This is a genomic window from Nocardioides nitrophenolicus (assembly GCF_016907515.1).
In the GTDB taxonomy this organism is placed as follows: domain Bacteria; phylum Actinomycetota; class Actinomycetes; order Propionibacteriales; family Nocardioidaceae; genus Nocardioides; species Nocardioides nitrophenolicus.
In genome coordinates this window covers 5,665,862-5,692,797 of sequence record NZ_JAFBBY010000001.1, presented here as the reverse complement: position 1 = coordinate 5,692,797, position 26,936 = coordinate 5,665,862, and the positions used below count along the sequence as shown (strand labels likewise).

The 26,936-nt window shown below is 73.5% G+C and carries 22 protein-coding genes; 11 read left to right on the top strand and 11 right to left on the bottom strand.

Annotated elements, in window-relative coordinates; all coding sequences use genetic code 11:
- Positions 1-76 precede the first annotated feature (76 nt).
- Positions 77-3,862, top strand: coding sequence for a methionine synthase (metH, locus tag JOD66_RS27325; RefSeq protein WP_205126036.1), 3,786 nt, complete (start codon positions 77-79; stop codon positions 3,860-3,862).
- Between the two features lie 3 nt (positions 3,863-3,865).
- Here metH and JOD66_RS27320 read toward each other — a convergent pair whose 3' ends face one another.
- Positions 3,866-4,492 carry a TetR/AcrR family transcriptional regulator gene (locus JOD66_RS27320; RefSeq protein WP_307823757.1) on the bottom strand — a complete coding sequence of 209 codons (627 nt, stop codon included), beginning with the start codon at positions 4,490-4,492 and terminating at the stop codon, positions 3,866-3,868.
- 77 nt (positions 4,493-4,569) lie between these two features.
- On the opposite strand from JOD66_RS27320, the gene JOD66_RS27315 reads away from it, so the two are divergent.
- Positions 4,570-5,040: a cupin domain-containing protein gene (locus tag JOD66_RS27315; RefSeq protein WP_205126034.1), complete on the top strand. Its 471-nt coding sequence runs from the start codon at positions 4,570-4,572 to the stop codon at positions 5,038-5,040.
- A 4-nt stretch (positions 5,041-5,044) separates the two neighbouring features.
- On the opposite strand, the gene JOD66_RS27310 is transcribed toward JOD66_RS27315, so the two are convergent.
- Complete coding sequence (locus JOD66_RS27310; protein WP_307823755.1) at positions 5,045-5,716, bottom strand: LysE family translocator; 672 nt, start codon at positions 5,714-5,716, stop codon at positions 5,045-5,047.
- 82 nt (positions 5,717-5,798) lie between these two features.
- Between JOD66_RS27310 and JOD66_RS27305 the strand changes: the two genes are divergently transcribed.
- Entirely contained in the window at positions 5,799-7,244 is a 1,446-nt protein-coding gene (locus JOD66_RS27305; protein WP_205126033.1) for an aminotransferase-like domain-containing protein, read from the top strand.
- Positions 7,245-7,328: 84 nt separating this feature from the next.
- Entirely contained in the window at positions 7,329-7,982 is a 654-nt protein-coding gene (locus tag JOD66_RS27300; protein ID WP_307823754.1) for an HAD family hydrolase, read from the top strand.
- Here JOD66_RS27300 and JOD66_RS27295 read toward each other — a convergent pair.
- A complete protein-coding gene (locus JOD66_RS27295; RefSeq protein ID WP_205126032.1) occupies positions 7,945-8,892 on the bottom strand; it encodes a RecB family exonuclease in 948 nt (315 codons plus the stop codon). The two genes, JOD66_RS27300 and JOD66_RS27295, sit on opposite strands and share 38 nt — an antisense overlap.
- 73 nt (positions 8,893-8,965) lie before the next feature.
- Between JOD66_RS27295 and JOD66_RS27290 the strand changes: the two genes are divergently transcribed.
- The 4 genes from JOD66_RS27290 (at position 8,966) to arc (ending at position 13,817) form a co-directional block, all read left to right on the top strand.
- The gene (locus tag JOD66_RS27290; protein ID WP_205126031.1) at positions 8,966-9,721 is read left to right on the top strand and encodes a class I SAM-dependent methyltransferase; all 756 of its coding nucleotides are present in this window, start codon (positions 8,966-8,968) and stop codon (positions 9,719-9,721) included.
- A 98-nt stretch (positions 9,722-9,819) separates the two neighbouring features.
- Positions 9,820-10,950, top strand: a complete 1,131-nt coding sequence (locus JOD66_RS27285; protein WP_307823753.1) for a site-2 protease family protein — start codon at positions 9,820-9,822, stop codon at positions 10,948-10,950.
- 17 nt (positions 10,951-10,967) lie between these two features.
- Positions 10,968-11,921 (top strand): tRNA (adenine-N1)-methyltransferase, encoded by a 954-nt coding sequence (locus JOD66_RS27280; protein ID WP_205126030.1) that lies wholly within the window; start codon positions 10,968-10,970, stop codon positions 11,919-11,921.
- Positions 11,922-12,053: 132 nt separating this feature from the next.
- Entirely contained in the window at positions 12,054-13,817 is a 1,764-nt protein-coding gene (gene arc, locus JOD66_RS27275; RefSeq protein WP_205126029.1) for a proteasome ATPase, read from the top strand.
- Here the strand turns inward: arc and JOD66_RS27270 are convergent.
- The 8 genes from JOD66_RS27270 to JOD66_RS27235 all read right to left on the bottom strand — a co-directional run bounded on the left by JOD66_RS27270 (position 13,814) and on the right by JOD66_RS27235 (position 23,033).
- Complete coding sequence (locus JOD66_RS27270; protein WP_205126028.1) at positions 13,814-15,166, bottom strand: M20/M25/M40 family metallo-hydrolase; 1,353 nt, start codon at positions 15,164-15,166, stop codon at positions 13,814-13,816. The genes arc and JOD66_RS27270 overlap by 4 nt on opposite strands.
- Positions 15,163-16,215 (bottom strand): branched-chain amino acid aminotransferase, encoded by a 1,053-nt coding sequence (locus JOD66_RS27265; RefSeq protein ID WP_205126027.1) that lies wholly within the window; start codon positions 16,213-16,215, stop codon positions 15,163-15,165. Before JOD66_RS27265 ends, JOD66_RS27270 begins: the two co-directional genes overlap by 4 nt.
- A gap of 10 nt (positions 16,216-16,225) precedes the next feature.
- Positions 16,226-17,317: a threonine aldolase family protein gene (locus JOD66_RS27260; RefSeq protein ID WP_205126026.1), complete on the bottom strand. Its 1,092-nt coding sequence runs from the start codon at positions 17,315-17,317 to the stop codon at positions 16,226-16,228.
- On the bottom strand, positions 17,314-18,045 hold the full coding sequence (locus JOD66_RS27255) for an HpcH/HpaI aldolase family protein (RefSeq protein ID WP_205126025.1): 732 nt from the start codon (positions 18,043-18,045) through the stop codon (positions 17,314-17,316). The genes JOD66_RS27260 and JOD66_RS27255 overlap by 4 nt, the downstream gene beginning before the upstream one ends.
- The gene (locus tag JOD66_RS27250; RefSeq protein WP_205126024.1) at positions 18,042-18,761 is read right to left on the bottom strand and encodes an aspartate/glutamate racemase family protein; all 720 of its coding nucleotides are present in this window, start codon (positions 18,759-18,761) and stop codon (positions 18,042-18,044) included. The genes JOD66_RS27255 and JOD66_RS27250 overlap by 4 nt, the downstream gene beginning before the upstream one ends.
- A 135-nt stretch (positions 18,762-18,896) precedes the next feature.
- Positions 18,897-20,417, bottom strand: a complete 1,521-nt coding sequence (locus JOD66_RS27245) for a helix-turn-helix domain-containing protein (protein ID WP_205126023.1) — start codon at positions 20,415-20,417, stop codon at positions 18,897-18,899.
- On the bottom strand, positions 20,414-21,454 hold the full coding sequence (locus JOD66_RS27240) for an S-methyl thiohydantoin desulfurase family protein (RefSeq protein ID WP_205126022.1): 1,041 nt from the start codon (positions 21,452-21,454) through the stop codon (positions 20,414-20,416). Before JOD66_RS27240 ends, JOD66_RS27245 begins: the two co-directional genes overlap by 4 nt.
- On the bottom strand, positions 21,447-23,033 hold the full coding sequence (locus tag JOD66_RS27235; RefSeq protein ID WP_307823751.1) for a hydantoinase/oxoprolinase N-terminal domain-containing protein: 1,587 nt from the start codon (positions 23,031-23,033) through the stop codon (positions 21,447-21,449). The genes JOD66_RS27240 and JOD66_RS27235 overlap by 8 nt, the downstream gene beginning before the upstream one ends.
- Before the next feature lie 254 nt (positions 23,034-23,287).
- On the opposite strand from JOD66_RS27235, the gene JOD66_RS27230 reads away from it, so the two are divergent.
- From JOD66_RS27230 to JOD66_RS27220, 3 genes are read left to right on the top strand one after another with little or no spacing between them, the layout of a single operon-like run.
- Entirely contained in the window at positions 23,288-24,343 is a 1,056-nt protein-coding gene (locus JOD66_RS27230; protein ID WP_205126021.1) for a sugar ABC transporter substrate-binding protein, read from the top strand.
- A 10-nt stretch (positions 24,344-24,353) separates the two neighbouring features.
- On the top strand, positions 24,354-25,913 hold the full coding sequence (locus JOD66_RS27225; protein WP_205126020.1) for a sugar ABC transporter ATP-binding protein: 1,560 nt from the start codon (positions 24,354-24,356) through the stop codon (positions 25,911-25,913).
- Complete coding sequence (locus JOD66_RS27220; RefSeq protein ID WP_205126019.1) at positions 25,910-26,905, top strand: ABC transporter permease; 996 nt, start codon at positions 25,910-25,912, stop codon at positions 26,903-26,905. The genes JOD66_RS27225 and JOD66_RS27220 overlap by 4 nt, the downstream gene beginning before the upstream one ends.
- Positions 26,906-26,936 lie beyond the last annotated feature (31 nt).

Sequence of the window (26,936 nt, the reverse complement as noted above, 5' to 3'; positions counted from 1 at the left end):
ACGGACCGTCCACCCTGGACGCTCCGCCACGCTCGGCCGAGGAACCAAGGACGCCTTCCGACAGGAAGGATGGGACATGTCCGAGATCGCGGGTCACGACGCCACGACCCCCCAGTGGCGCCCCGACGCGACCGACGAGCTCACCCAGCTGCTCCGCGAGCGCATCGTCATCCTGGACGGTGCGATGGGCACGGCCATCCAGCGCGACCGTCCCGACGAGGCGGGCTACCGTGGCGAGCGCTTCGCCAGCCGCGAGGAGTGGCCGAGCGACCTGGTCGGCAACAACGACCTGCTCTCGATCACCCAGCCCGAGATCATCGCCGGCATCCATCGCGAGTACCTCGACGCGGGCGCCGACATCGTCGAGACCAACACCTTCAACTGCAACGCGATCTCCCTGAGCGACTACGGCATGGCCGAGCTCTCCTACGAGCTCAACGTCGCCGCCGCCCGGCTGGCCCGGGGCGTGGCCGACGAGGTCGCCGCCGCGACCGGCCGGCCGAGGTACGTCGCCGGCGCGCTCGGGCCGACCACCCGCACCGCCTCGATCAGTCCCGACGTCAACGACCCGGGCGCCCGCAACGTCTCCTACGAGCAGCTCGTCGACGCCTATCTCGTCGCCGCCCGAGGCCTGGTCGACGGCGGCTCGGACCTGCTGTTCATCGAGACCATCTTCGACACGCTCAACGCGAAGGCCGCGATCTTCGCCGTCGAGACGCTGTTCCAGGAGACCGGCCGGCGCTGGCCGGTCGTCATCTCCGGCACCATCACCGACGCCTCCGGCCGCACCCTCTCGGGCCAGGTCACCGAGGCGTTCTGGGACTCGGTGCGCCACGCCCAGCCGCTCGCCGTCGGCCTCAACTGCGCGCTCGGCGCCAAGGAGATGCGGCCCTACGTCGCCGAGCTGTCGCGGCTCGCGGACTCGTTCGTCTCGGTCTACCCGAACGCGGGCCTGCCCAACGCCTTCGGTGAATACGACGAGTCGCCGGCCGACACCGCCGGCGTACTCGTCGAGTTCGCCGAGTCCGGCTTCCTCAACATCGTCGGCGGCTGCTGCGGCACCACCCCCGACCACATCGCCGAGATCGCCCGCCGGATGGAGGGCCGGGCGGTCCGCGAGCCGGTGGCCCTGGAGCCGGCGATGCGGCTCTCCGGCCTCGAGCCGTTCACCATCACCGACGACAGCCTGTTCGTCAACGTCGGTGAGCGCACCAACATCACCGGCTCCGCGCGCTTCCGCAACCTGATCAAGGACGGCGACTACGACACCGCGCTCTCGGTCGCCGCGCAGCAGGTCGAGGCCGGCGCCCAGGTCATCGACGTCAACATGGACGAGGGCATGATCGACGGCGTCGCCGCGATGGACCGCTTCGTCAAGCTGATCGCCAGCGAGCCCGACATCAGCCGGGTGCCGCTGATGATCGACTCCTCGAAGTGGGAGGTCATCGAGGCCGGGCTGCGCTGCGTCCAGGGCAAGCCGATCGTCAACTCGATCTCCATGAAGGAGGGCGAGGAGAAGTTCATCGAGCAGGCCCAGCTGTGCAAGAAGTACGGCGCGGCCGCGGTCGTGATGGCCTTCGACGAGGACGGCCAGGCCGACAACCTCGAGCGCCGCAAGGCGATCTGCGAGCGGGCCTACCGGATCCTGGTGGACCAGGTGGGCTTCCCGGCCGAGGACATCATCTTCGACCCCAACGTCTTCGCGGTGGCCACGGGCATCGAGGAGCACGCGACGTACGGGCTCGACTTCATCGAGGCGACCCGCTGGATCAAGCAGAACCTGCCGGGGGCCAAGGTGTCCGGCGGCATCTCGAACGTCTCGTTCAGCTTCCGCGGCAACAACCCGGTGCGCGAGGCGATCCACGCGGTGTTCCTGTTCCACGCGATCGAGGCGGGCCTCGACATGGGGATCGTCAACGCCGGCGCGCTCGTGCCCTACAGCGAGATCGACCCCGAGCTGCGCGACGCGATCGAGGACGTCGTCCTCAACCGCACCGACGACTCGCTGGCCGCCACCGAGCGACTGCTCGAGCTGGCCGAGGCGCACCGCGGCAACGGCGAGAAGGTCGAGGCGGCCGCCGAGGAGTGGCGCTCGCTGCCCGTCGGCGAACGGATCACGCACGCCCTGGTCAAGGGCATCGACGGCTTCGTCGAGGGCGACACCGAGGAGCTGCGCCAGGAGATCGCCGCCCGCGGTGGCCGCCCGATCGAGGTGATCGAGGGTCCGCTGATGGACGGCATGAACGTCGTCGGCGACCTGTTCGGCGCCGGGAAGATGTTCCTCCCGCAGGTCGTGAAGTCGGCCCGGGTGATGAAGAAGGCCGTGGCGTACCTGATCCCCTTCATCGAGGAGGAGAAGGCCAACAACCCCGAGCTGGCCAACAGCAAGGACACCAACGGCACGATCGTGCTCGCCACCGTGAAGGGCGACGTCCACGACATCGGCAAGAACATCGTCGGCGTGGTGCTCTCGTGCAACAACTACGAGGTGATCGACCTCGGCGTGATGGTGCCGGCGCAGAAGATCCTCGACACGGCCAAGGAGGTCGGCGCCGACATCATCGGCCTGTCCGGCCTGATCACGCCCAGCCTCGACGAGATGGTCGGCTTCGCCACCGAGATGCAGCGCCTCGGGCTCGACATCCCGCTGCTCATCGGCGGTGCGACGACCTCGCGCGCCCACACCGCGGTCAAGATCGACCGGAAGTACGACGGTCCGGTGGTCTGGGTCAAGGACGCCTCCCGGTCGGTGCCGACCGCGGCCGCCCTGCTCGACGACAAGCAGCGTCCCGCGCTGCTGGAGGCGACCCAGGCTGACTACGACTCGCTGCGCGCGCGGCACTCCCAGAAGTCCGAGCGGCCTCAGCTCTCCTTCGCCGACGCGCAGGACAACAAGTCGCCGATCTCGTGGGACGGCTACGCGCCGCCGCAGCCGCGGACGCCCGGCGTGCACGTGCTCGCCGACTACGACCTCACCGAGCTGCGCGAGTACATCGACTGGCAGCCGTTCTTCAACGCCTGGGAGATGAAGGGCAAGTTCCCCGACATCCTCAACAGCCCCACCCACGGCGAGGCCGCGCGCAAGCTGTACGACGACGCGCAGGCCATGCTCGACAGGCTGGTCGAGGAGAAGTGGCTGAGGGCCAACGGCGTCTACGGGCTGTTCCCGGCGGCGAGCACCGGTGAGGACGTCGTCGTCTACGCGGACGAGTCGCGGGCGGCGGTCCGCGCGACGCTGTACCAGCTGCGCCAGCAGGGACAGCACCGCGAGGGCGTCCCGAACCGGTCGCTCGCCGACTATGTCGCCCCGATCGGCGCGGACCTGGCACCCGGCCCCGGCGACTGGGTCGGCGCGTTCGCGGTCACGGCCGGGCTCGGCACCACCGAGCGGATCATGGCGTTCAAGAAGGACCTCGACGACTACTCCGCGATCCTGCTCGAGGCGCTCGCCGACCGGCTCGCCGAGGCGTTCGCGGAGCGCCTGCACCAGCGGGTGCGCACCGAGTTCTGGGCGCACGTCCCGGAGGAGCAGCTCAGCAACGAGGACCTGATCGCCGAGAAGTACACCGGCATCCGGCCCGCCCCCGGCTACCCGGCCTGCCCCGACCACACCGAGAAGCGGACCATCTGGGAGCTGCTCGACGTCCGGGCCGCGACCGGCATCGAGCTCACCGAGTCGATGGCGATGTGGCCCGGCGCGTCCGTGTCCGGCATCTACTACAGCCACCCCGAGGCGCAGTACTTCGTCGTCGGGCGGCTGGGCCGCGACCAGGTCGCCGACTATGCCGAGCGGAAGGGCTGGACGGTCCAGGAGGCCGAGCGGTGGCTCTCGCCCAACCTCGGCTACGACCCGGAGGACTGAGGATCACGTCTCGAAGAGCGCCCGGATCCCCTCGGTGAGCCACCGCTCGTAGGCCCGCCGCGACCACCCCTGGCCCACGACCAGGCGGTGGTAGTGGTCGGTCGCCATGAGCAGCCAGAGCAGGTCCTGGGCGCGGCGGACGGGGAGAGCGGGCGCCGCGTGGAGGCGGGCGAGCAGGTGGCCGGCACCGACGTGTCGCTCCGCCTCGCTCGTCTCCCACAGCGCGGCGACCGCCGGGTCGGCGCCCGACGCGCCGCGGATCACCTCGTGGACCTCGTCATAGCGTGCGTTGACGTCGACGATGTGGCGTGCGGTGAGCGCGATCGCCCGGTCGAGGTCACCGGCCGCGGCGATGGCGGCGACGTCCTCGCGCTCGGTGACGGTGCGGGGGGCGTCGTCGCCGGCCATCGCCACGTCTCGGACCACTTTGAGCAGGGTGGCCTTGTTGCCGACGGCGGTGAAGACGGTCGGCTTGCTGACCCCGGCGCGGGCGGCGACCTGCTCGATGGTCGTGCGGCCGTAGCCCTGCTCGACGAAGAGCTCCCGCGCCGCGCGCAGCACCGCGGCGCGGGACGCCTCGGCCTGCTCACTGCGCAGGGGTGAGTGATAGCGCCTCTTGACCTCGGCCACCCGGGGATCCTACCGTCCATATATTGGTTAGACGGTGGGTAGTCGAATCGACACCACCTCGACGACGGGAGAACCCGATGAGCCTCGCCTACATCGCCCAGGCCAGCGACCACGACCGGATCGAGTGGATCGAGGGCTCGGAGCTCCAGATCCTGCTCGACGGCTCCCATACCGCCGGCCAGGTCACCGTCGTGCGGAGCACGCTCGGCGCCGGCGCCGCCTCGCCGCTCCACCTGCACCGCAAGGAGGACGAGATGTTCGTGCTCCTCGACGGGCACGGCGTGTTCTGGGTCGGCGACGAGCGGCACGAGGTCGGGCAGGGCGGCGCGATGTTCCTGCCGCGCGAGGTCCCGCACGCCTACCGGTTCACCTCCCCGCACGTCGACCTGCTGACCATCTGCACCCCCAGCGGGATGGAGGCCTTCTTCCGGGGCGCGGGACGACGGGTCACCGACCCCCGCCCGGACGGCTGGGAGGTCGGCCTCGGCGCGCTGGTGGCCGCCGGCGTCGCCGGTGGCCAGGAGATCCTCGGCCCGCCACCGGCCTGATCGCTCAGCCGCCCGCGCCGGTCCCGGTCGCGGCCGCCGCCGCGATCGCCAGGTAGACCCCGGCCACGGGCAGCCCGGCCAGCCTCGACCTCGACCCAGCGTCGCGCCGAGGCCCGCGGGCGGCGCGCAGCCGGCGACCCAGGCCGCCCGCGACCACGGCGTAGGTCAGGTCGACGGCCAGCGCGACCAGCACCGTGACCAGGCCCAGGGCAAGCACCTCGGCCTGCGCCGCGGCGCCGGTCGCGCCGGGTGTCAGGAACTGTGGCAGGAAGGCCAGGAAGAACAGTGCCACCTTCGGGTTCAGCAGGTTCATCAGCAGCCCGTCGCGGTACACCCGGCCCAGTGCGGCCGGTCCGGTCTCCGCCGGATCCCCAGGCCGGCGGCGACGGCGGAGCTCGCGCACGGCGAGCAGGACCAGGTAGGCCGCGCCGAGATAGCGGATCGCCGCGAACCCGGTCGGACTGGTCGCGATCAGCGCCGACAGCCCGAGCGCGGTCGCGGCGGCGTACACGGCGGTGCCGCTCTCCACGCCCAGCACCGACACCACGCCGGCGCGGGTCCCGTGGGCGAGGGCGCGGGTGGTGATGTAGATCGTGTTGGGGCCGGGCATGCCGACCAGGACGACGGACGCGGCGGCGAAGGCGAGCAGCTGGCCGGGCTCGAGGGCGGGACTCACGGCGGACTCCGTTCGGGTGGCGAGGACGTCCTCTAGCGTGGGCGCCGACCGCCCGGGCGGACCCGGGCCAATGGAGGCGCAAGTGGACCGTTTTCGCGACCCCGTCGAGCTCGCGCGGGTACTCGGCGACGCGCTGTCCGGCACCGGCGCGCTCTACCGCCAGCTCGCCGCGGCGCTCGCCGGCGCCGTGAGCGACGGCGCCCTCGTCGCCGGCGACCGGCTGCCGTCGGAGCGCGACCTGGCCCGGGCGCTGCACGTCAGCCGGGCGACGGTGGTGGCGGCGTACGACGAGCTCCGCGGGCGAGGCGTCCTCGAGAGCCGGCAGGGGAGCGGCAGCCGGATCGCGGCCCCGGCCGACCGCGAGCCGGCCGCGGTGACCCGCCGGCTGCGGCGCGGGCTGTCGGCCGCGACCGTGCGGCGCTTCGACGACGCCCCCGACGGGCTGATCTCGATGAGGTACGCCCTGGAGCCCGGCGACCCCCGGATCTCCTCGGCGCTGGCCGACGTCGTCGAGGAGGACCTGCCGAGCCTGCTCGACGAGGTCGGGTACCTGCCGCGCGGCCTGCCCGCGCTGCGCCAGGCCCTCGCCGACCACCACACCGGCCTCGGGCTGCCGACGTCAGCGGAGCAGGTCCTGGTCACCACCGGCACCCACCAGGCCCTCGCCCTGGTCTCCCAGCTGCTGCTGGAGCGCGGCGCCACCGTCGCCGTCGAGTCGCCGAGCTGGCCGGGCTGCTTCGACACCTTCAGCGCGGTCGGCGCCCGGATGGTCGGCGTACCGACGGACGAGGAGGGCCTCCGGGTGGACCGGCTCCGCGAGATGCTCGTCGCGGAGCAGGTGGCGGCGCTGTTCGTGATGCCGAGCTTCCACAACCCGACGGGCACCCTGATGTCGGCCCGGCGCCGCGCCGAGGTCGCGCGGGCCGCCGCCGAGCACGGCGTACCGGTCGTCGAGGACCTCGCCTACGCCACCGCGCTCACCCATGACGGCCCACTCCCGCCGCCGGTCGCCGCCTCCGCCTCCGCCGGCGGACGGGTGCTCACCGCCGGCTCGCTGTCGAAGACCCTGTGGGCCGGCCTGCGCCTGGGCTGGGTGCGAGCCAGCGAGCAGGACGTCGAGGAGCTCGCCCGGCTCAAGGCTCACGCCGACATGGGCACGCCCCTGCTCGACCAGGCGGTCGCCGCCCGCCTGGTGCCGGACCTGGCCGCCCTCGCCGCCGACCGGACCGCCGTCGCCCGCGACCGCCTCGCGCACGCCGGCGCGCTGCTCCGCACCCACCTGCCCGACTGGTCGTGGCAGGCCCCCGCCGGCGGCACCGCGCTGTGGATCCGGCTGCCCGGCTACGACGCCGGCATCCTCGCGCAGGTCGCCCTGCGCCACGGTGTCGAGGTCACGCCGGGCCGCGAGACCGACCCCACCGGCGCCTGGGACGACCACCTCCGGCTCCCGTTCACCTTCGAGCCCGACCTGATGACCGAGGTGGTGCGGCGGCTGGCGGCCGCCGTCGCCGACCTCCGTCGCCCCTGATGGCGCGGTGCGGCCACCGGCGGGTCCCGGACGGTCGGGCTCGCCGATGAGCAGCCGCGGGGCTCCGGCTCCTAGGGTGGGCTCGTGAAGCTTCCTGCTGCGGTCCTGTGGGACATGGACGGCACCCTCGTCGACACCGAGCCGTACTGGATGGCGACCGAGGAGGCCATCGCGGCCGAGCACGGCGGCACCTGGACGCACGAGGACGCCATGCACCTGGTCGGCAACGACCTGCTGGTGTCGGGGGAGTACATCAAGGCCAAGCTCGGCCTCGCCCAGTCGGCCGAGGAGGTCGTCGAGCTGCTGCTCGACGGCGTCGTCGCCCAGGTCCGTCACGCCGTGCCGTGGTGCGCGGGCTCTCGGGAGCTGCTCCTCGCCCTGCACGACGCGGGCGTGCCGTGCGCCCTGGTCACCATGTCGTACCAGCGGTTCGTCGCGCCGATCCTCGAGCACCTGCCGCCCGAGACCTTCCGGGTCATCGTGACCGGGGACATGGTCGACAACGGCAAGCCCCACCCGGAGCCCTATCTCACGGCTGCCGCCGCCCTCGGCGTCGACCCCGGGGACTGCGTCGCCATCGAGGACTCGCCCACCGGCGCCACGTCGGCCGCCGCCGCCGGCTGCACGGTGCTCGTCGTCCCCAACCACGTCCCGGTGCCGCCCGGGCCCGGCCGGGCGTTCCGGGACACGCTCGAGGGGCTCACGCCGACGGATCTGGGCGCGCTGGATCCGGCCTGACCACCTCCTCGTCCGTCTCCGGCTCCTCGTCTCTCGTCACCTGCTCGACCGGGTAGGGCGGGGGCGTGCCGCCGTAGGCCGGGCACAGCGCCTGGTGGGCGCACCACGCGCAGACCGCGCCCTTGCGCGCCTCGAACTGCCGCCGCTCGGTAGCCGCGCGGATCGCGTCCCAGACCGCCAGGACCTTGCGCTCGGTGGCGAGCAGGTCGCGCTCGTCGGGCTCGTAGCGCAGCACCTCGCTGTTGCCGAGGTAGACCAGCTGGAGCATCTTCGGCACGACCCCGCGCATCCGCCACAGGACCAGGGCGTAGAACTTGAGCTGGAAGAGCGCCTTGGCCTCGAACATCTCGTGGGGGCTGGCCGAGGTCTTGTAGTCCACCACCCGGATCGCCCCGTCGGGCGCGACGTCGACCCGGTCGATCACGCCGCGCAGCAGCAGCTTGGCGTCGGTCAGCGTCTCGACGTAGAGCTCACGCTCGGCGGGCTCGAGGCGGGTGGGGTCCTCGAGGTCGAAGTACTTGGCGAGGGTGTCGTGGCAGGAGGCCAGCCAGGCGGTGATCTCGGGGCCGTCCTCGGGGAACATCGACGTGACGGCGGGCTCGAGCTCCTGCAGCTCGGCCCAGGCCGGGGCGAGCAGGCGGTCGGCCTGGTCGGGGGTGCGCTCGGCGGCGGGCAGGTCGTAGAGCTGCTCGAGGACGCGGTGGATGACCGTGCCGCGCACGGCGGCGGGCGACGCGGGCTCGGGGAGGCGGTCGATGCTGCGGAACCGGTAGAGCAGCGGGCAGTTGAGGAAGTCGCCGACCCGGGACGGGGACAGCGCGCCCAGCACCTCGACGCCGTCGACGCGGGTGCCGCCCCGCTCGGACGGATCGGCCGGCTCGACGCCGGGAGCCGCTGGTGTGGTGGTCATGCGATCGACACTAGGACAGCCCTCCGACAGTATGCCGGCCGCCGCAGAAGTCGGGCGGCGGCAGACTGCTCACATGACTGACGTGTTCGGCGAGAGGCTGGCGGCCTGGCGCGAGTACACACAGACCCCGTGGGCGCGAATCCGGTACGGCGTCGTCGGCGAGGTCCTGCGCCGTCAGACCGAGCACCTCGGCGACCGGATCCGCGTTCTGGACGTAGGGGGCGGCGACGGCATGGACGCCGTACCACTCGCGTCGGCGGGGCACGAGGTGACCATCGTCGATCCGTCGGCCGAGTGGCTCGCCGAGGCCGAGCGTCGCGCAGCAGCCGCCGGCACGAACGTCACGACCGTGCTGGGCGGGCTCGACGACCTGCCCGCTGGTGAGTGGGACCTCGTCATGTGTCACTTCGTCCTGCGCTACCGCAGCCGCGACAGCGCTGACCTCGCAGCACTCGCGACCCGCGTTCGTCCTGGCGGGCGGCTCTCCATCATGGACGTCAACCCCGACGGCCGCGTCCTGCGGGAGCTGCTCAACGGCGGCCCGGCCGCCGCACTCGCCGAGCTCCACGCCGAACGCGCCGAGGTCGAGACCTTCCAGACCGAAGCCCGCAAGGTAGGCGTCGACGCCACCACGAACGAGGCCACCGCAGTGGGGCTCACGCCCGTAGGCGTCTACGGCAACCGGATCGCCAACGACCTCCTGGTCGACAACACGGCCAAGCACGACCCTGCCTTCTTCGAAGAGCTCCTGGCCCTCGAGGTCGAGCTGTGCGACCGAGAGCCGTTCAACCGCATCGGGTTCGCTTGGCAGCTCGTCGTCGAGCGCTGAGCCAGGCTCCGCTCGGCTCTGAGGTCGACAGGAGCATCACTTCGACGAGCAACCGGGCCGACGACGTCCGGCAGCCGATTCCCGGATAGCCTCGTCACGTGTCCGGAAGTCGACGTCCCGCCCAGGAGCGCGCGCCCCTGCCCCGGGGCATGTTCCGGATCGGCCGGATCGCGGGCAGCGACGTCCTGGTCTCGAGCTCCTGGTTCCTCATCGCGGGCCTGATCGCGGTGGTGATGAGCCCGCGCGTGGAGCAGGTGCAGCCCGGCCTCGGCGTGTGGACCTACGTCGTCGGCGTCGCCTTCGCGATCGCGCTCTACCTCGCCGTCCTGCTCCACGAGGCCTCCCACGCGGTGGTGGCCCGCCGGTTCGGCTTCACGGTCCACTCGATCACCCTGCACTTCCTCGGTGGCGCGACCGCCATCGAGGGCGAGGCGCGGCGCCCGCGTCAGGAGTTCTGGATCGCGGTGGTCGGTCCGATCACCTCGATCGCGGTCGGGGCGGCGGCGCTGGCGGCGTGGTTCGTCACCCCCGACGGGCTGCTGCGCCTGGTCGTGGAGGGGCTGGCCGGCGCGAACCTGATGATCGGTGTACTGAACCTGGTGCCGGGCCTGCCGCTCGACGGCGGCCGGGTGCTCAAGGCCGGCGTCTGGGCGATCACCGGCCGGGTCCACACCGGCACCGCCGTCGCCGCCTGGACCGGACGCGGTACGGCGGTCCTGGTCGCGGTGTGGGCGCTGTGGGCCTCCCGTGACGGCTCGCTCGTCAACCCGCTCGTCCTGCTGATCGTCGCCCTCTTCCTGTGGACCGGCGCCAGCCAGGCGCTGGCGGTCGCCGGGATCACCCGCCAGTTCGACGGCGTGGTCGCCAGCGACCTCGCCCGGCGCGCCCTGAGCGTCCCCGACGACCTGCCGCTCGCCGAGGCGATGCGCCAGGCACGCGAGGCGGGCGCCGGCAGCATCGTCACCACGACCGCCGACGGGCGGCCCGTCGGCGTGGTGGACGAGACCGCCGCCCGCGCCGTACCCGCGGAACGGGCGCCCTGGGTGGCCGTCTCCAGCGTCGCGCGCACCCTCGAGCCGGGCCTGGCCCTGCCGGTGCGGATCACCGGCGCGGCGCTGCTCGACAAGGTGCGCACCACCCCGGCCTCGGAGTACGTGCTGCTCGACGACGACGGCCGGGTGTACGGCGTCCTCTCCGCCGCCGACCTGATCCGAGCCGTGCGCAGGTGAGCCGGTAGATTGCGCCGGTGACCGATGCGCCCCACGACCCCACTGGCGACGTACCCCCCGAAGCCTGGTCCGGTGTCCACCGCGGCCCATTGCGTGCCGGCGAGTGGGTCCGGCTGGTCGACGGGAAGGGCCGGAAGCACAACTTCGAGCTCGTGCCCGGCAAGCGCTTCTTCTCCAACAAGGGCCACCTGGAGCACGACGAGCTGATCGGCCGCGAGGAGGGCTTCGCGGTCACCTCCTCGGTCGGCGGGGAGTACCTCGTCTTCCGGCCGCTGCTCTCGGAGTTCGTGGTGTCGATGCCGCGCGGCGCGGCGGTCGTGTACCCGAAGGACTCCGCGCAGATCGTGGCGATGGCCGACATCTTCCCCGGCGCCCACGTCGTCGAGGCCGGCGTCGGCTCCGGGGCGCTCACCTGCTCGCTGCTGCGGGCCGTCGGGCCGTACGGCCGGGTGTCGTCGTACGAGCGGCGGGAGGAGTTCGCCGACGTCGCCCGCCGCAATGTCACCCAGTTCTTCGGTGGCGACCACCCGGCCTGGCGGCTCACGCTCGGCGACCTCGCGGAGGCGCTGCCCGCGTCGGGGGAGCGGTGCGACCGGATCATCCTCGACATGCTCGCCCCCTGGGACTGCCTCGACGCCGCCGCCGACGCGCTGCTGCCCGGCGGCATCGTGTGCGCGTACGTCGCCACGACCACGCAGCTGTCGAAGTTCGTCGAGGCGGTGCGGGTGCACGGCGGGTTCACCGAGCCGGCGCCGTGGGAATCGCTGGTGCGGGACTGGCACGTCGAGGGGCTCGCCGTGCGGCCGGGTCACAAGATGATCGGGCACACGGCCTTCCTGGTCACGGCGCGGCGGATGGCGCCGGGGGAGCGAGCGCCGCTGAAGAAGCGCCGGCCGGCTCCCGGGGCGTACGGGCCGGACTACAAGGGGCCGCGGCCGCCGGGGGTGCCGGAGACGTCGGCCGACGACTGAGGGGGTCCGGACGTTGCGGTTTGGTCCCAAACCGCAACAATTCCGGCCCGAAACATGCGGTTTGGGACCAAACCGCATTAATCACTTCCTTGTAACACCCGCCCGAGTAGTGTCGGACCAAGGAGGTGTGCCATGACGAGCATGGGAGAAGGCACGACAGGCGGACACCGCTCCCCGAGCCGGGAAGAGCTCGAGGACCAGGTGCGCTACCTCGAGGAGGAGGTGGGCGATCTCCGGCGCCGTCTGGTCGACAGCCCGTCCGGCGCGGCCCGTTCGCTCGAGGGGCGGCTGGCGGAGGCGCAGCGGTCGCTGGCGGCGGTGACGGCCCAGAACGAGCGGTTGGCGGGGACGCTGCGCGATGCCCGCGACCAGATCCTCAAGCTCAAGGAGGAGGTCGACCGCCTGGCGCAGCCGCCGGCGGGATTCGGCACCTTCCTGCAGCGCAACGAGGACGACACAGTCGACGTGTTCACCGGCGGTCGCAAGCTGCGGGTCACGGTGAGCCCGAGTGTGGAGCTCGACACGCTGCGGCGCGGCCAGGAGGTCATGCTCAACGAGTCGCTCAACGTGGTCGCCGCGTTCGACTACGAGACGGTCGGCGAGGTCGTGATGCTCAAGGAGGTGCTCGCTGACGGCGAGCGCGTGCTGGTGATCGCCAACGCCGACGAGGAGCGCGTCGTGCGGCTGGCCGAGCCGCTGCTGAGCGAGACCCTGCGCGCCGGCGACTCGCTGCTGCTCGACTCCCGCGCGGGCTATGTCTACGAGCGGGTGCCGAAGTCGGAGGTCGAGGAGCTGGTACTCGAGGAGGTCCCCGACATCACCTACGACACGATCGGTGGCCTCGGCAACCAGATCGAGGCGATCCAGGACGCCGTCGAGCTGCCGTACCTCTACCCGGAGCTGTTCGCCGAGCACGAGCTCAAGCCGCCGAAGGGCATCCTGCTCTACGGCCCGCCGGGCTGCGGCAAGACCCTGATCGCGAAGGCGGTCGCGAACTCGCTGGCGAAGAAGGTGGCGGCGAAGACCGGCCAGGAGGGGAAGTCGTACTTCCTCAACATCAAGGGACCCGAGCTGCTCAACAAGTACGTCGGCGAGACCGAGCGCCACATCCGGCTGGTGTTCCAGCGGGCCCGCGAGAAGGCCAGCACCGGTACGCCGGTCATCGTGTTCTTCGACGAGATGGACTCGCTCTTCCGCACCCGCGGGTCGGGGGTCTCCTCCGACGTCGAGAACACCATCGTCCCCCAGCTGCTCAGCGAGATCGACGGCGTCGAGCTGTTGGAGAACGTGCTGGTCATCGGGGCCTCGAACCGCGAGGACATGATCGACCCGGCGATCCTGCGGCCCGGCCGGCTCGACGTGAAGATCAAGATCGAGCGGCCCGACGCCGAGTCGGCGCGCGACATCTTCAGCAAGTACCTCACCCAGAGCCTGCCGCTGCACGCCGACGACCTCGCCGAGTTCCACGGCGACCGCAAGGCCACGGTGGGCGGCATGATCCGGGCGACGGTCGAGCGGATGTACTCCGAGACCGAGGAGAACCGCTTCCTCGAGGTGACCTACGCCAACGGCGACAAGGAGGTCCTGTACTTCAAGGACTTCAACTCCGGCGCGATGATCCAGAACATCGTCGACCGGGCGAAGAAGATGGCGATCAAGGACTTCCTCGACCACGACCAGAAGGGCCTGCGGGTGTCCCACCTGCTCCAGGCGTGCGTCGACGAGTTCAAGGAGAACGAGGACCTGCCCAACACGACCAACCCCGACGACTGGGCGCGGATCTCGGGCAAGAAGGGCGAGCGGATCGTGTTCATCCGCACCCTCATCACCGGCAAGCAGGGCACCGAGCCGGGCCGGTCCATCGACACCGTCAACGACACCGGCCAGTACCTCTAGACGGCGAGACCGGACGCGATCCGGTCGAGCAGCAGCGCCTCGGCGAGGCACGCCTTGCGGAACTCGCCGAGGTGCAGGCTCTCGTCGATCCCGTGCGCCCGGGTGTCCGGGTCCTCGACGGCGGTGACCAGCACCGTCGCGTCGGAGAAGGTCTCGGCGAGCAGGTGGATCAGCGGGATCGAGCCGCCGACACCGATCTCGACCGGCTCGGCGTCCCAGGCGTCGCGCAGGGCGCCGGTCATCACCGCGTGGGCTGCGCTGTCGTCGCCGAGGTCGACCGGGTGCGCGCTGGCGCGCAGGGTGGTCTCCACGACCGCGCCGTGCGGGACGTGCGCGCGCAGGTGCGCGGTGACGGCGTCCACCGCCGCCTCGGGTACGACGCCGGGAGGGATCCGCACCGAGAGCCGGGCGGTGGCGCGGGCCCGGAGCACGTGCGCGGCCTCGCCGACGGGCGGCAGGTCGGTGCCGATGAGGGTGATCGACGGCTGCCGCCACAGCCGGGAGGTGAGCGAGCCGCGACCGGGGAGGCGGCTGGTGGCGGGGACGCCGGCGTCGGCGCGGAGCACCTGCTCGTCGTACTCCACCGCGGGGGTGCGGGCCGGGCCGTCGAGACCCCGCACGGCGACCGCCCCGTCGGCGTCGTAGAGGGTGGCGAGGGCGCGGACCAGCGCGCCGGCGGCGTCCGGCACCGCGCCGCCCCAGGCGCCGGAGTGCAGGTCGTGGTCCAGGACGCCGACGGCGACCTCGAGGTCGAGGATCCCGCGCAGCGAGGTGGTGAGCGAGGGCGTGCCGACCGCCCAGTTCACCGAGTCGGCGACGACGACCACGTCGGCGGCGAGCGCCTCGCGGTGCTCGACCAGGAGCTTGGGCAGGCTCGGGGAGCCGATCTCCTCCTCGCCCTCGACCAGGATCCGGACGTTGCAGCCGAGGTCGGGACCGAGGACCGCGAGCGCGGCCAGGTGGACGCCGATGCCGGCCTTGTCGTCGGCGGAGCCCCGTCCGAAGAGCCGCTCGCCGCGCCGGGTCGCCGTGAAGGGTGGACTGGTCCACGCGTCGAGGTCGCCGGTGGGCTGGACGTCGTGGTGGGCGTAGAGCAGCACGGTCGGGCCGTCGACCGGTGCGGAGCGGCCGAGCACGGCCGGCTGGCCGCCGTCGACCGACACCACCGAGACGTCGACGCCGAGGTCGCTGAACGCCTCGGCGGTCTGCCGGGCGCTGCGCAGCACGTCGGCGCGGTGCGCCGGGTCCACGCTGATCGACGGTACGGCGACCAGCTCGTCCAGCCGCGCCAGCACGTCCGGCAGCAGCGCGTCGAGACGGGCCGCGAGCTCCGCGGTGCGGGCGCTCATCGGACCACCCGCGTCCAGCCGTAGCGGTCGGGGCTGCGGCCCTCCTGGATGCCGAGCAGGTCATCGCGCAGCGCCGTGGTCCACCGGCCCGGGCGGCCGTCGCCGACCTGGACCGAGCCGTCGGACCAGCACAGCTCGGCCACCGGAGTGACCACCGCGGCGGTGCCGCACGCGAACACCTCGGCGACCCGGCCGGAGCGGGCACCGGCCTGGACCTCGCTGAAGGCGACCTGGCGCTCCTCGACGCGGGCACCGAGGTCGCGGGCCAGGGTGAGGATCGAGTCGCGGGTGACGCCGGCCAGGATGGTGTCGCTGGTCGGCGGCGTGACCAGGGTGGTGCCGGAGGGCTCCTCGAGGACCACCACGACGTTCATCCCGCCGAGCTCCTCGAGGTGCCGGCCCTCGCGGGCGTCGAGGTAGAGCACCTGCTGGCAGCCGCGGTCGGCGGCCGCCTGCTGCATCAGCATCCCGCCGGCGTAGTTGCCGGCGCACTTCGCGGCGCCGGTGCCGCCGGGGAAGGCCCGCGGCTGGTGCTCCTCGACCCAGACCCGGATGCCGTCGTACCCGGAGGCGAAGTAGGAGCCGGCCGGGGAGCCGATCACGTGGAAGGCGTACTCCCGCGCGGGCCGGGTGCCGAGCGCCGCCTCGGTGGCGATCATGAACGGCCGCAGGTAGAGGCTGCGCCCCGAGCCCGCCGGTACGACGTCCGCACAGGCCGCGGTGAACAGCTCGAGGGCCGTCACGAAGTCGGCGACCGGGAGCTCGGGCATCGCCATCCGCCGGGCGGAGGCCTGCAGCCGGGCGGCGTTCACCTCCGGGCGGAACAGCCGGATCGCGTCGTCGTCCCCGCGGTAGGCCTTCATCCCCTCGAAGATGGCCTGGCCGTAGTGGAGCACCATCGCGGCCGGGGACAGCCGTAGGTCGGCCAGCGGCCCGACGCGGGCGGGGGACCAGCCGCCGTCGGCGGTCCACCGCAGGGTGACCATGTGGTCGGCCAGCGAGGCGCCGAAGGTGGTGCTCGGGTCGGCCGCGAGGGAGGTGTCGGTCATGGTGGCGACCCTAGGGACGCGGCACGGCCGGGGCAGTGGGCGAGCTGCACACCTGGTCGGCGCGCTTCGGGCGGCCCGCCCCCAGGGCCGCTGCGACGAGCGCGACGACCCGGTCGACGTCCGCGGGGTCGGTGTCCCAGGCCGTCATCAGCCGCAGCAGCCGCCGCTCTCCGGACGCCCGCCAGGTGGTGAGCGCGACGTCCTGGGTGAGCCGGTCGGCGACGGGGGCGGCGAGGTCGACGAAGACCGCGTTCGCCTCCGTCGGCACCGGGAGGCCGACGTCAGGGAGCGCGCCGAGCCCGGCGGCCAGGCGCGACGCCTGCCGGTTGGCGTGCTCGGCGTTGCGGTGCCACAGGTCGTCCTCGAGCAGCGCGAGCAGCTGCGCGGACACGAACCTGGTCTTGGCGGGCAGCTGTCCCACCGCCTTCTGCAGGAACTCGATGCCGGGCACGGTGCCGGGATCGAGCACGACCAGGCCGTCGCCGAGCAGGCCGCCGTTCTTGCTCGATCCCAGCGACACCACGTCGACGCCGACGGCGGTGGTCAGCTCGGCCCACGAGACGCCCAGCGTGGCGGCGGCATTGGCCAGCCGGGCGCCGTCGAGGTGCACCGCGAGCCCGAGGTCGTGCGCCTCGGCGCACAGCGCGCGCAGGTCGGCGACGTCGTAGCAGGTGCCGAGCTCGGTGCTCTGGGTGAGCGAGAGCACCGACACCTGGGCCCGGTGCCGGTTGCCCGGGGCGAGATGCGGAGCGAGCCCGCCGGGCCGGATCCGCCCCGCGGGTGAGGGCGCCAGCACCAGCTTGAGCCCGGCCCGCTCCGGCGCGGCCGTCTCGTCGGTGTGGACGTGCGCGTCCTCGGCGCACAGCACCGACTCCCAGCGCCGGGTCATCGCGGACAGGGCGAGCACGTTGGCCCCGGTGCCGTTGAAGACCGGGACGTACGACGCCGTCGGGCCGAACACCTGCCGCAGCCGGCGCTCGGCCTCCCGGGTCCACGGGTCGGCGCCGTACGACGGCGTCCGGCCCCGGTTGGCCTCGGCCACCGCCGCGAGCACCGCGGGATGGGCGGGGGCGGCGTGGTCGCTGGTGAAGTCAAGGGTCATCGGGCCTCTCCGAAGGTGTGGGACACCGCCGTGCCGAGCAGGCCGAGGTCGGTGCCGAGGGCGACGAGGTCGAGCGGCGGCAGCGTGGCCGCGTGCTCGGCGGACAGGGCGAACATCGCCAGCCGCCGCTCGTGGTCCCGGCTGAGCGCGGACAGGTCGGCGACGGCGGCCAGCAGCTCGGGTCCGTCGGGGCGCCAGCCGGCCGAGCGGGCCAGGTCGATCGGCCCGACGAAGACGCCGCTCACGCCGTCGACGCCGAGGATGTCCCCGGCCGCGGCGAGGCCGGCGGCGGTCTCGACCATCGGCAGCACCAGCGGGTCGGAGAAGCCGGGCAGCCCGGTCGAGCGGGCCCGGGGACGTCGGTAGCCGTCGCTGCGGACGCCGTCGGGGGCGAACCGGGTCGCCGCGACGATGGACGCCGCCTGACCCGCCCTCTCGACGGCCGGCACCACCACCCCGCGCGCGCCGAGGTCGAGGGCGCGACCGATCGCGGCGGCGGAGTGGTCGGCGGTGCGGACCAGCACCGGGGTGTCGTGCAGCTCGGCGCAGCGCAGCAGGTCGGGGAGGTCGGCGGCCGCGATCTCGCCGTGCTGGAGGTCGATCCCGAGCCACCGGGGCCGGGCGGCCTCGTCGGCGAGTACGGCGGCCAGCGCGGCGGGACCGAGGACGGTGAGCCAGAGCCCCGGCACGGGAACCGTGCCGGGGCTCTGCAGGGGGAGCTGACTCACGCGTTGCGGGCCTTGTCGGGCGGCACCATGTAGGTCGTGCGGCTCGGGAACAGCCCGAGGCGGACGCTGCTCTCCAGCCACGAGATCGCCGCGCCGGTCGGGTCGACGACAGGCACCCGGTGGCCGGCGGCGGCCAGCGCCTCGCGGATCCGGTCGACCACGCCGAGCATCCCGGTGCAGCCGAGCACGACGACGTCGGCCTCGCCGGACTCCACCAGGTCGACGGCCTGCTCGGAGAGGCGCTCGATCATCAGCTCGTGGTCGTCGAGGCCGAGGACCGGCAGGTCGATGACCCGGATCGCCGAGATCCGGTCCTCGACGCCGTAGCGGCGGGCGAGGGAGCGCAGCATCGGGAGCACGTTGGGGAGCACGGTGATGATCGCGATCCGCTCGCCGTGGGCCATCGCGGTGAAGATGGCCGGCTCGTAGCCGCCGACCACCGGTACGTCGATCACCTCGCGGGCCGCGTGCACGCCCGGGTCGCCGAAGCAGGTGATGAAGACGCCGTCGACGCCGTCGGCCTTCGCCTCGGCGATCCGGTCCAGGATGCCGGGCGCGGCGAGCGCCTCGTCGTACTCCGACTCGATGCTGGCGGTGCCGCGCAGCAGCGGGACCGCGTCGATCTTGGTGTCGGGCAGCGCCCAGGACGTGGCGTCGTCGAGGGCGGCCTGCAGGAAGGTGTCGCCGATCGCGGGCAGGATGACGCGGATGTGCATGAGGTGCTCCTCTGGTCGGGGAGCTCCGACGCTAGGTCCGGGGCCGCGCGGCCGGGCATGGGCGAGATGCACAGGCCCGGCGGGCCGGCTGGGCCGGTAGCCGCATCCGCCGGGGCCACCGGCGGGTCAGCGGGCTCAGGCCCGCACCGACCGGCAGGCGACCTGGAGGGCGAGCCGCTGGCTGGGGTCGTTGAGGTCGACACCGAGCCGGTCGCGGATCTGCTGGAGCCGGGTGGTGATCGTGTTGCGGTGCACCCCGGTGGCGGCGGCGGTCTCGACGACGGAGCCACCGCACTCCAGGTAGGCGCGCAGGGTCGCGAGCAGGCCCTGGGAGGCGGGATCCAGCAGCGGCGCGAGGGCGGTCTCCGCGAAGGAGCGGGTCACCTCCGACTCCTGCCAGGTGGCCAGCAGCCGCGCGACGCCGAGCTCGTCGGAGTGCTCGACCACCGGCCGGTAGTCGTGGCTGAGCGCGAGCAGCGCGGCGTTGCGGGCCTCGTCGAGGGTCTCGACCAGGCCGCCGGGACCGCGGTGCGGGCGGCCGATGCCGACCGCGATCCCGAGGTCGCGGGGCATCGCGGCGGCGGCGCGGCGGACCCGCTGCAGGACGGCGCGCGCGTCGGCCGTCGGGGGCTCGGCCTCCGCCGAGGACCAGGCCAGCCAGCGGTCGCCGTCGTCCTGGCAGGCGACCACGGCGATGCCCTGCGCGGCGAGCTCCGCGGCCCAGCGGGCGCGGGCCCGCTCGCGCTCGCTGTCGTCGAGGCCGGGGCTGGGCACGGCGTGCACGCCGACATGCCAGTGCTGCAGCTGCCAGCCGAGCGAGACGGCGCTCTCGACGACCCCGCGGCTGACCCCGTCGCGGTGCGCGACGATCTCGGCGAGCGTCTGCCGCTCGACCAGCGCGTCGTGCCGGCTCTGCGCCCGCTGGGTGGTGAGCCAGCTGCGGACGTGGGGCTCGGCGACGGCCAGCGCGCTCGCGACCTGGTTCATCCGGCCGTGGGAGGGCCGCGGCAGCCGGCAGGCCAGCCAGGCGGTGACCCGGGGACTGTCGGGGTCGTGCACCGGGTGGACCAGGCAGCCGTCGTCGCGCTGCGGGATGGCCCGGTCCAGGTGGATGTCGGGCGGCAGCTCCACCTCGGGACCGACCAGGCTGCGGCCGTCGGCGGTCAGCATCGACACCGGCACGCCCAGCTCGTCGGCGACGGCGCCCAGGATCTCGGGCGCGGTGTGGCGCCCGTGGATGCGCCGGACGACCCGGTTGACGACCCGGGCCTCGGCCAGCTCGGGAGCCCGGACCCGCACGGTCAGCTCCTGCAGCACCTGGACCGGCCGCCCGCGCGGCAGCCACACCAGGGGTACGGCGAGCCGGTCGGCCAGCCGGCTCGTGGCCAGCAGCGGCAGCTCGGTCTGGGCGACCACGAGCAGGCCCGCGACCCCGGAGTCGTGCGCCCGGCGGACGAGCGCGTCGAGCCGGTACGCCGGCGTGACCGCCTCGGGCCGGCACAGCAGCAGGCTGTCGGCCACCGCCTCGGGGTCGTCGGCGTCGTACCAGCCGACGTCGAGGACCAGTCGCTCCAGGCCGGCCGCGCCGGCCACGACCCGCGCGTCGCGCAGCTCCGGCTCGCCCAGCAGGTCGGCGACGCGCAGCGTCTCGCTCATCGTTCCTCCATCTCCACGAGGCCGAAGGCGCTCGGGCCGACCAGGTGGCGCGCGCTCGCGGGCCAGGTGTGCAGCGCGGGCAGGGAGCAGACGACGACCGCCTGCCCGACCCGGACCTCCTCGACCTGGAGCGGTCGCCGGCTGCGGTTGTCGAGGACGGCGACCACGTCGGGCGTGCTGGCGCCCGGGACGCCGTCGACGGTGGTGGCGAGGAACTCCTCCTGGTGGTCGACCCGCACCACGGCGCCGTCGCCGCCGTCGATGACGGTGAGCGTGCCGGGCGCGGTGCTGCTGCGGGGCACGATCTCCTCGACCCGCCCGACGCCGTGCAGCCGGGCGCCGAGGTCGCCGATCAGCACCGGCAGCGCCGCCGACCGGGCGGCCAGGAACCGGCGGCCCAGCTCGATGCAGGCGCTCACGCTGCCGCGCACGCCCATCCGGTCCAGGTCGCCCGCGGCGATCGGATAGCCCGCCACCGACGCCGCGCCGCCCATGCCGGCGGTGATGCCGGCGAGGATCGGCTCGACGGCGCGCGGCCCCATCAGCGGCACGACGACCACGTCGCCGGCCGGGCTCGCCACGGCCAGCGGCACCGGCGCGACGCCGTTGAGCGCGAGCGTGTTCTGGGTGAGCTTCGGGAAGGCACGCCCCATCAGGTCGCCGTCGACGAACGGCAGGCCGAGCTCGATGGCGCCGATCGCGCCGACCAGCGCGTTCAGGCCGCCGATCTCGAACGCGGCGGCCGCCCGGATCGGGCCCATCACCTGCTCGGCCACCGCGGCGGCCGCGCGGGCCAGGTCGACCGGGCTGAGCAGCCGCTCGGAGATCACGTCGGGGGAGCCGACCGCGCCGGTGTGGACCACGATCCCGTCGGGCGGGAGGTCGGCCGCCGGGACCAGGCGCAGCGAGCGCTCGGCGAGCAGGTGCCGCAGCAGGTGGGCACCGACCCGCACGTCGCCCCCGCCGCCCGCGCCGAGGATGGCCGCCCCGGCGGCGAAGGCGTCGACGTCCTCGCGCTCGATGCGCCGCTCAGCCACGGCGCACCTCCGGCAGCGGGTCCTGGAGGGCCAGCTCGCCGACCGCCTTCACCCGCACCCGGTAGGCCTCGCCCGGCAGGTAGTTGAGCGGCAGCCGGACCGTGTCGACGACCTGGACCGTGCTCGGCCGGGCGCCGGCGGCGATGGCCCGGTCCACCGCCTCCTGGGCGGCGGCGTCGACCGCGTCCCGCGCGCCGGCTCCGGTCGCGGTCACCACCCGGTCGACCTCGCCGCTCACCCGGGCGACGGCGGCGCCCACGGCGTTGGCGACCTCGTGGTGCTCGGGGCGGATCACCTCGGCGACGTCGGGCAGGTCGTCGGCGACGATCGCGCCCCCGCCGCCCACGACGACCGCGGTCACCGGATCCACCGAGAGCCGCATCCGGTCGACGGCGTCGCCGAGGGAGCGGCGTACCTGGGCCAGGACGGCGTCGACGAGGGAGCGCGGCACGCCGCGGGTGAGACCGCGCTCGCCGAGGTCGCTGCGGCCGGCGGCGACCGCGATGTCCGTCGCGGTCAGCACGTCGCCGCCGAAGACCAGCGCGTCCTGGCGCAGCCGGAGCCCGACGCTGCGCGGGCCGAGGGTGGGCCGGTCGGCGCTGCCGCCCACGACGCTGCCGCCCCCGAAGCTCAGCGAGATGACGTCGGGCATCCGGACATTGGTCGGCACCAGCGCGACGCTGACGTCGTCGGGCGCCTCGCGCGGGTAGCCCTGCTCCAGCACGCCGACGTCGACGGTGGTGCCGCCGACGTCGATGACGGTGCAGGAGGTCCGGCCGGCGAGGACGGCGGCGCCCCGCATCGAGTTCGCCGGACCCGAGGCGAGGGTGGTCACCGGGAAGCGGCGGGCGTACTCCACGCCCATCAGCGCGCCGTCGTTGCTGCTGAGGAAGATCGGCGCCGCGACGCCCGCCGCGCGGACCGCGCCGACCAGGCCGTCGGTCACGACCTCGGCCAGCTCCCGCAGTGCCGCGTTGAGCGCGGTCGCGTTCTCCCGCTCGAGCAGGCCGAGGGTGCCGATCTCGTGGGACAGGCTGACCGGCGCGTCGGGCAGCTCCTCGGCGAGCAGCTGGGCGGCCGCGAGCTCCAGGTCCGGTGCCACGGGCGAGAACACCGACGAGATCGCGTACGAGCGGGCGCCGGCGTGATGGGCCGCGTCCACGGCCGCCCGGAACTCGGCGGCGTCGAAGGGGGAGATCAGCCGGCCGTCGTACTCGTGACCGCCGTGGCACATGAATACATGGCCGCCGACCGAGGCGCGCAGCCGGTCCGGCCAGCCGGACAGCGGGGGCACGGCCGCCGCCGCGGGCAGCCCCAGCCGGATCACGGCGGTGGGCGCGAGGTGGGAGCCGTCGACGAGCGCGTTGAGGAAGTGGGTGGTGCCGATCATCACGGCGGCGACCTCGCGGGCCAGGCCGGGCCGGGCGGCGACGACGGCACCGACGGCCCGGGCGATGCCGCTGGTGACGTCGGCCGTGGACGCCTCCTTCGCGGTCGCGACCACGGTGTCGCCGGAGAGCAGCACCGCGTCGGTGTTGGTCCCACCGACGTCGATGCCGAGGCGCAGCACGCGGTCCACGCCGGCAGCCTAGTGACAGCGGCGGACCGCCTGCCAGGCGTCCTGCACAGTCACTGGCGCGGACCCTGGGCAGATCGCCCAGTGGTGTGACGCCGGTCGCGATCGGCTGCCGGCGCTGGTCCGGGCCGCGACCCGCGCGGATCGGGCGATGTGCTCAGTGCGGACCGGCGAGCAGTGCTCAATGCCTCCTGCGCCGAGGGCTCCCGTCGCACTTGACTGCCGCCACACCGACAGCCCCTCCACCGGGAGACATCATGAACCGTCCACTCCTCCTCGCCCTCGCCACCTCGGCGACGCTGGCCATCACGGCGTGCAGCAGCGGCACCACCGGCAGCGGCGGCTCCGGCCCCGCCGCCCCCGAGGTCAAGGCCGCGACCATCGACGCCTCGGGTCCGCTCGCCGGCAAGACCGTCACCTACATCGACGGCATGCCCGGCAACGCCCTCATGGAGGGCATCGCCCAGGGCCTGGCCACCGAGCTCAACGCCCAGGGCGCGAAGCTGGTCGACGTCTACCAGACCAACGCGCAGAACCAGCTCGACCTCGCGGTCGCCAACCAGCGCATCCAGGAGGCGATCGCCCAGGACGTCGACGCGATCGTCGCCTTCCCGCTCGACGTGAACTCGATCAGCCCCGGTGTCGCCGCGGCCGAGAAGGCCGGCATCCCGCTGTTCATCTTCCAGGATCTCGGTGGCCTGGACGTGACCGGCAAGCTCGCCTTCCCCGACGAGCAGCGCGGCCGGGACACCGGGGAGGCGCTCGCGAAGATCGTCGGCGGCGAGGGCGAGGCGACGGTGCTGTCCGGCATCCCGACCGACAACATCGAGAACGCCGTGGCCGGCGCGGTCGAGGGGCTCGAGGCCGGCGGCCTGAAGATCGTCGGCGACCCGGCCAACCAGCGCAACCTCAAGGACGACGCCCCGGGGGCCCAGCAGATCGCGCAGGGCATCTTCGCCCAGCACCCCGACCTCGACGCGCTGGTCGTCTACAACTCCGCCTCCGCGACCGGAGCGATCGCCGCGGCCCGCCAGGCCGGCGTGCTGGACCACGTCAAGATCGCCACGATGGCCGGCGAGGACGCCAACATCGAGCAGCTGCGGACCGGTGACCTGGCACTGTCGTACGACTTCGACGGCACCAACTACGGCAAGAAGATGGCCGAGCTGGTGGCCCGCTCGCTCGAGGGCGAGCAGCTCGACAACGAGGTGGTCGAGGCACCGCTCGGCACGATCTTCACGCAGGACAACGTGGCCGACTTCGTGCCGTGGCCCGAGCGCATCCAGTACGTCGAGCTCCCGCACACCTACTGAGGCACCGGCCGTGAACGCCCACCGTCTCGAGACGACACCCGCGCTGTCGGTCGTGTCCGTGTCCCGCCGGTTCGGTCCGACCCTCGCCCTAGACGAGGTCGAGCTGAGCTTCGCCCCGGGACGGGTCACCGCCGTGGTCGGCGCGAACGGGTCCGGCAAGAGCACGCTGCTGCGCATCCTCGCGGGGCTGCTGGCTCCCTCGGCCGGCCGGGTGCTCGCCTTCGGCTCGCACGAGGTCCGCTCGGTCCACTCCGCGCTCGACGCCGGGGTGGTCCTGGTTCCGCAGGAGCCGACCCTGGCCGGGCACCTCACCGTGTGGCAGAACGTCAGCCTGGTCAGTCCGGCGCGTCGCACCGGGTTCTTGCTTAACGACCGCAAGGCCCGGCGGTTCGCGGCCCGGCACGTCGCGGGACTGCTTCCCGCCGACGTGCTGGACCGGCCGACCGGCTCGCTGAACAAGTCCACGCGTCAGCTCGTGCAGCTCGCGGCGGCGATGGCCCGCGATCCCCAGGTGCTGCTGCTGGACGAGCCGACGGCGGTGCTCGACGAGGACGGCGTGGTCGCGCTGCACGCACTGGTGCGCTCCTTCCGGGAGCGCGGCGGCACCGTCCTGATCGTGTCGCACCGCCTCAAGGACGTGCTCGAGCTCGCCGACGACGTGGTCGCCCTGCGCAACGGCCGGGTCCAGCTCGACTGCGCGGTCACCCCGCAGACCGAGCGCGAGATCGTCGCGCTGCTGTCCGCCGAGTCGCGCGTGGACCGCGACCACCGCGCGCCGGCCGACGCCCCGGCGGTGCTCCGGGCCACCGGCCTGAAGGGCTGGCGGGGGCTGGACGTGCCCGAGCTGGTCGTCCGCGCCGGCGAGATCGTCGGCGTGGCCGGGCAGAGCGGCAGCGGCCGCTCGCGCCTGGCCGCCGCGCTCGCCGGGTCGCATCCGGCGCACGGCACGGTGACGGTCGCCGGGACGAGCGTGCGGACCGGGAGCATCCGGTCCGCACGCGCCGCGGGCATCGCCTACGTCCCCGAGGACCGGCACGCGGCCGCGATCATGGGCAACCAGAGCGTCGAGGCCAACCTGCTGCTCGGCCAGGGCGACAGCACGCTGCGCACCGGGCCGTTCCGGTCGCGGCGCGGCGAGCGCCGAGTGGGGCGGAGCCTGGTGGCGTCGTACGACATCCGGCCGCCGCTGCCCGACAAGCAGGCCGGGCTGCTCTCCGGCGGCAACCAGCAGAAGGTCGCGGTGGCCCGCGCCCTCGCCGGACGGCCCAGGGTCGTGATCGCCGACGAGCCCACCCAGGGCGTCGACGCGGCGGCCCGCAGCGCGATCCACGACGCCCTGGTCGCCAGCGCCGAGGAGGGCACCGCGGTGCTCGTGGTCTGCAGCGAGTTCGAGGAGCTGTTCGCGCTCGCCGACCGCATCGTCGTGCTCTACGACGGCCGGGTGGTGCTCGACCGGCACTGCTCGGCCACCACGCCCGACGAGGTGCTCGCGGCGTCGCTCGGCGCGACCGCGCCGGCCGCCGTGCCTCCGACCGATCCCACCGACAACCTGGAAGAGGTGCTCGCATGACCGCCGTGACCGCTCCCGTGGAGCCCTCCGGCTCGGGCAACCCGGTGCTCGACCGGGTCCGGGCGCTGCCGCCGACGCTGCGCCAGCAGACGCTGTTCGGCCTGATCCTGCTCGCGATGTTCCTCGGCTCGATGCCCTTCGTCGCCCAGATGCGGGACACCGAGTACCTGATGCTGCAGCTGGCGACCTACTCGGCCGTGCTGATCATGGCGCTCGGGCAGACCTTCGTCGTCCTGCAGGTCGGCTTCGACCTGTCGACCGGCGCGGTCCAGGGCTTCACCGGGGGCCTGGTCTACCTGCTGGTCGGCCATGTCTTCACCGACGGGCTGATGATCGTGGTCTGCCTGCTCGCGGCCACCGCGATCGGCGCCGTCGTCCACGGACTGCTGATCACCCGGGCCCGGATGAACTACTTCATCGTCACCCTGGCGACGTACACGATCCTGCCGAGCCTGCTTCGGGTGATCCTCGACGGCGCGAGCAAGCCGGTCCACAGCCCCGCGCTCGACACCCTCGCCAACGGCGAGGTGCTCGGCATCCGCACCCCGATCGTGGTCGCGGCGGTCGTGTTCGCGCTGCTGTGGGTGGTGCTCAACCGCACCGTCTTCGGCCGCAACGTGTACGCCGTGGGCAGCAACCGCGAGGCCGCCCGCCTCGCGGGTCTCCCGGTCACCGCGATCACCATGGCCTGCTACGGCATCTGCTCCCTGTGCGCGGGCGTCGCCGGCCTGCTGCTGCTCGGCAACCTCGGCGCGGCGGATCCCTCGGCCGGGCTCGGCAACGAGTTCTTCGCGCTGACCGCGGTGCTGCTCGGCGGCACCCGGTTCTCCGGCGGCCAGGGCAGCCTGTTCGGCACCCTGCTCGGGATCCTGTTCCTCGTCGTGCTCGCCAACATCCTGCTGCTCAGCGGGATGCCCCAGTTCTGGATCGGCGCCGTGCAGGGCGTCGTCCTCCTCGTGGCCGTCGGCATCGACCGCGCCCGCCGCGACTGACCTGCGCACCCCCGCGCCTCCACCCCTCTCG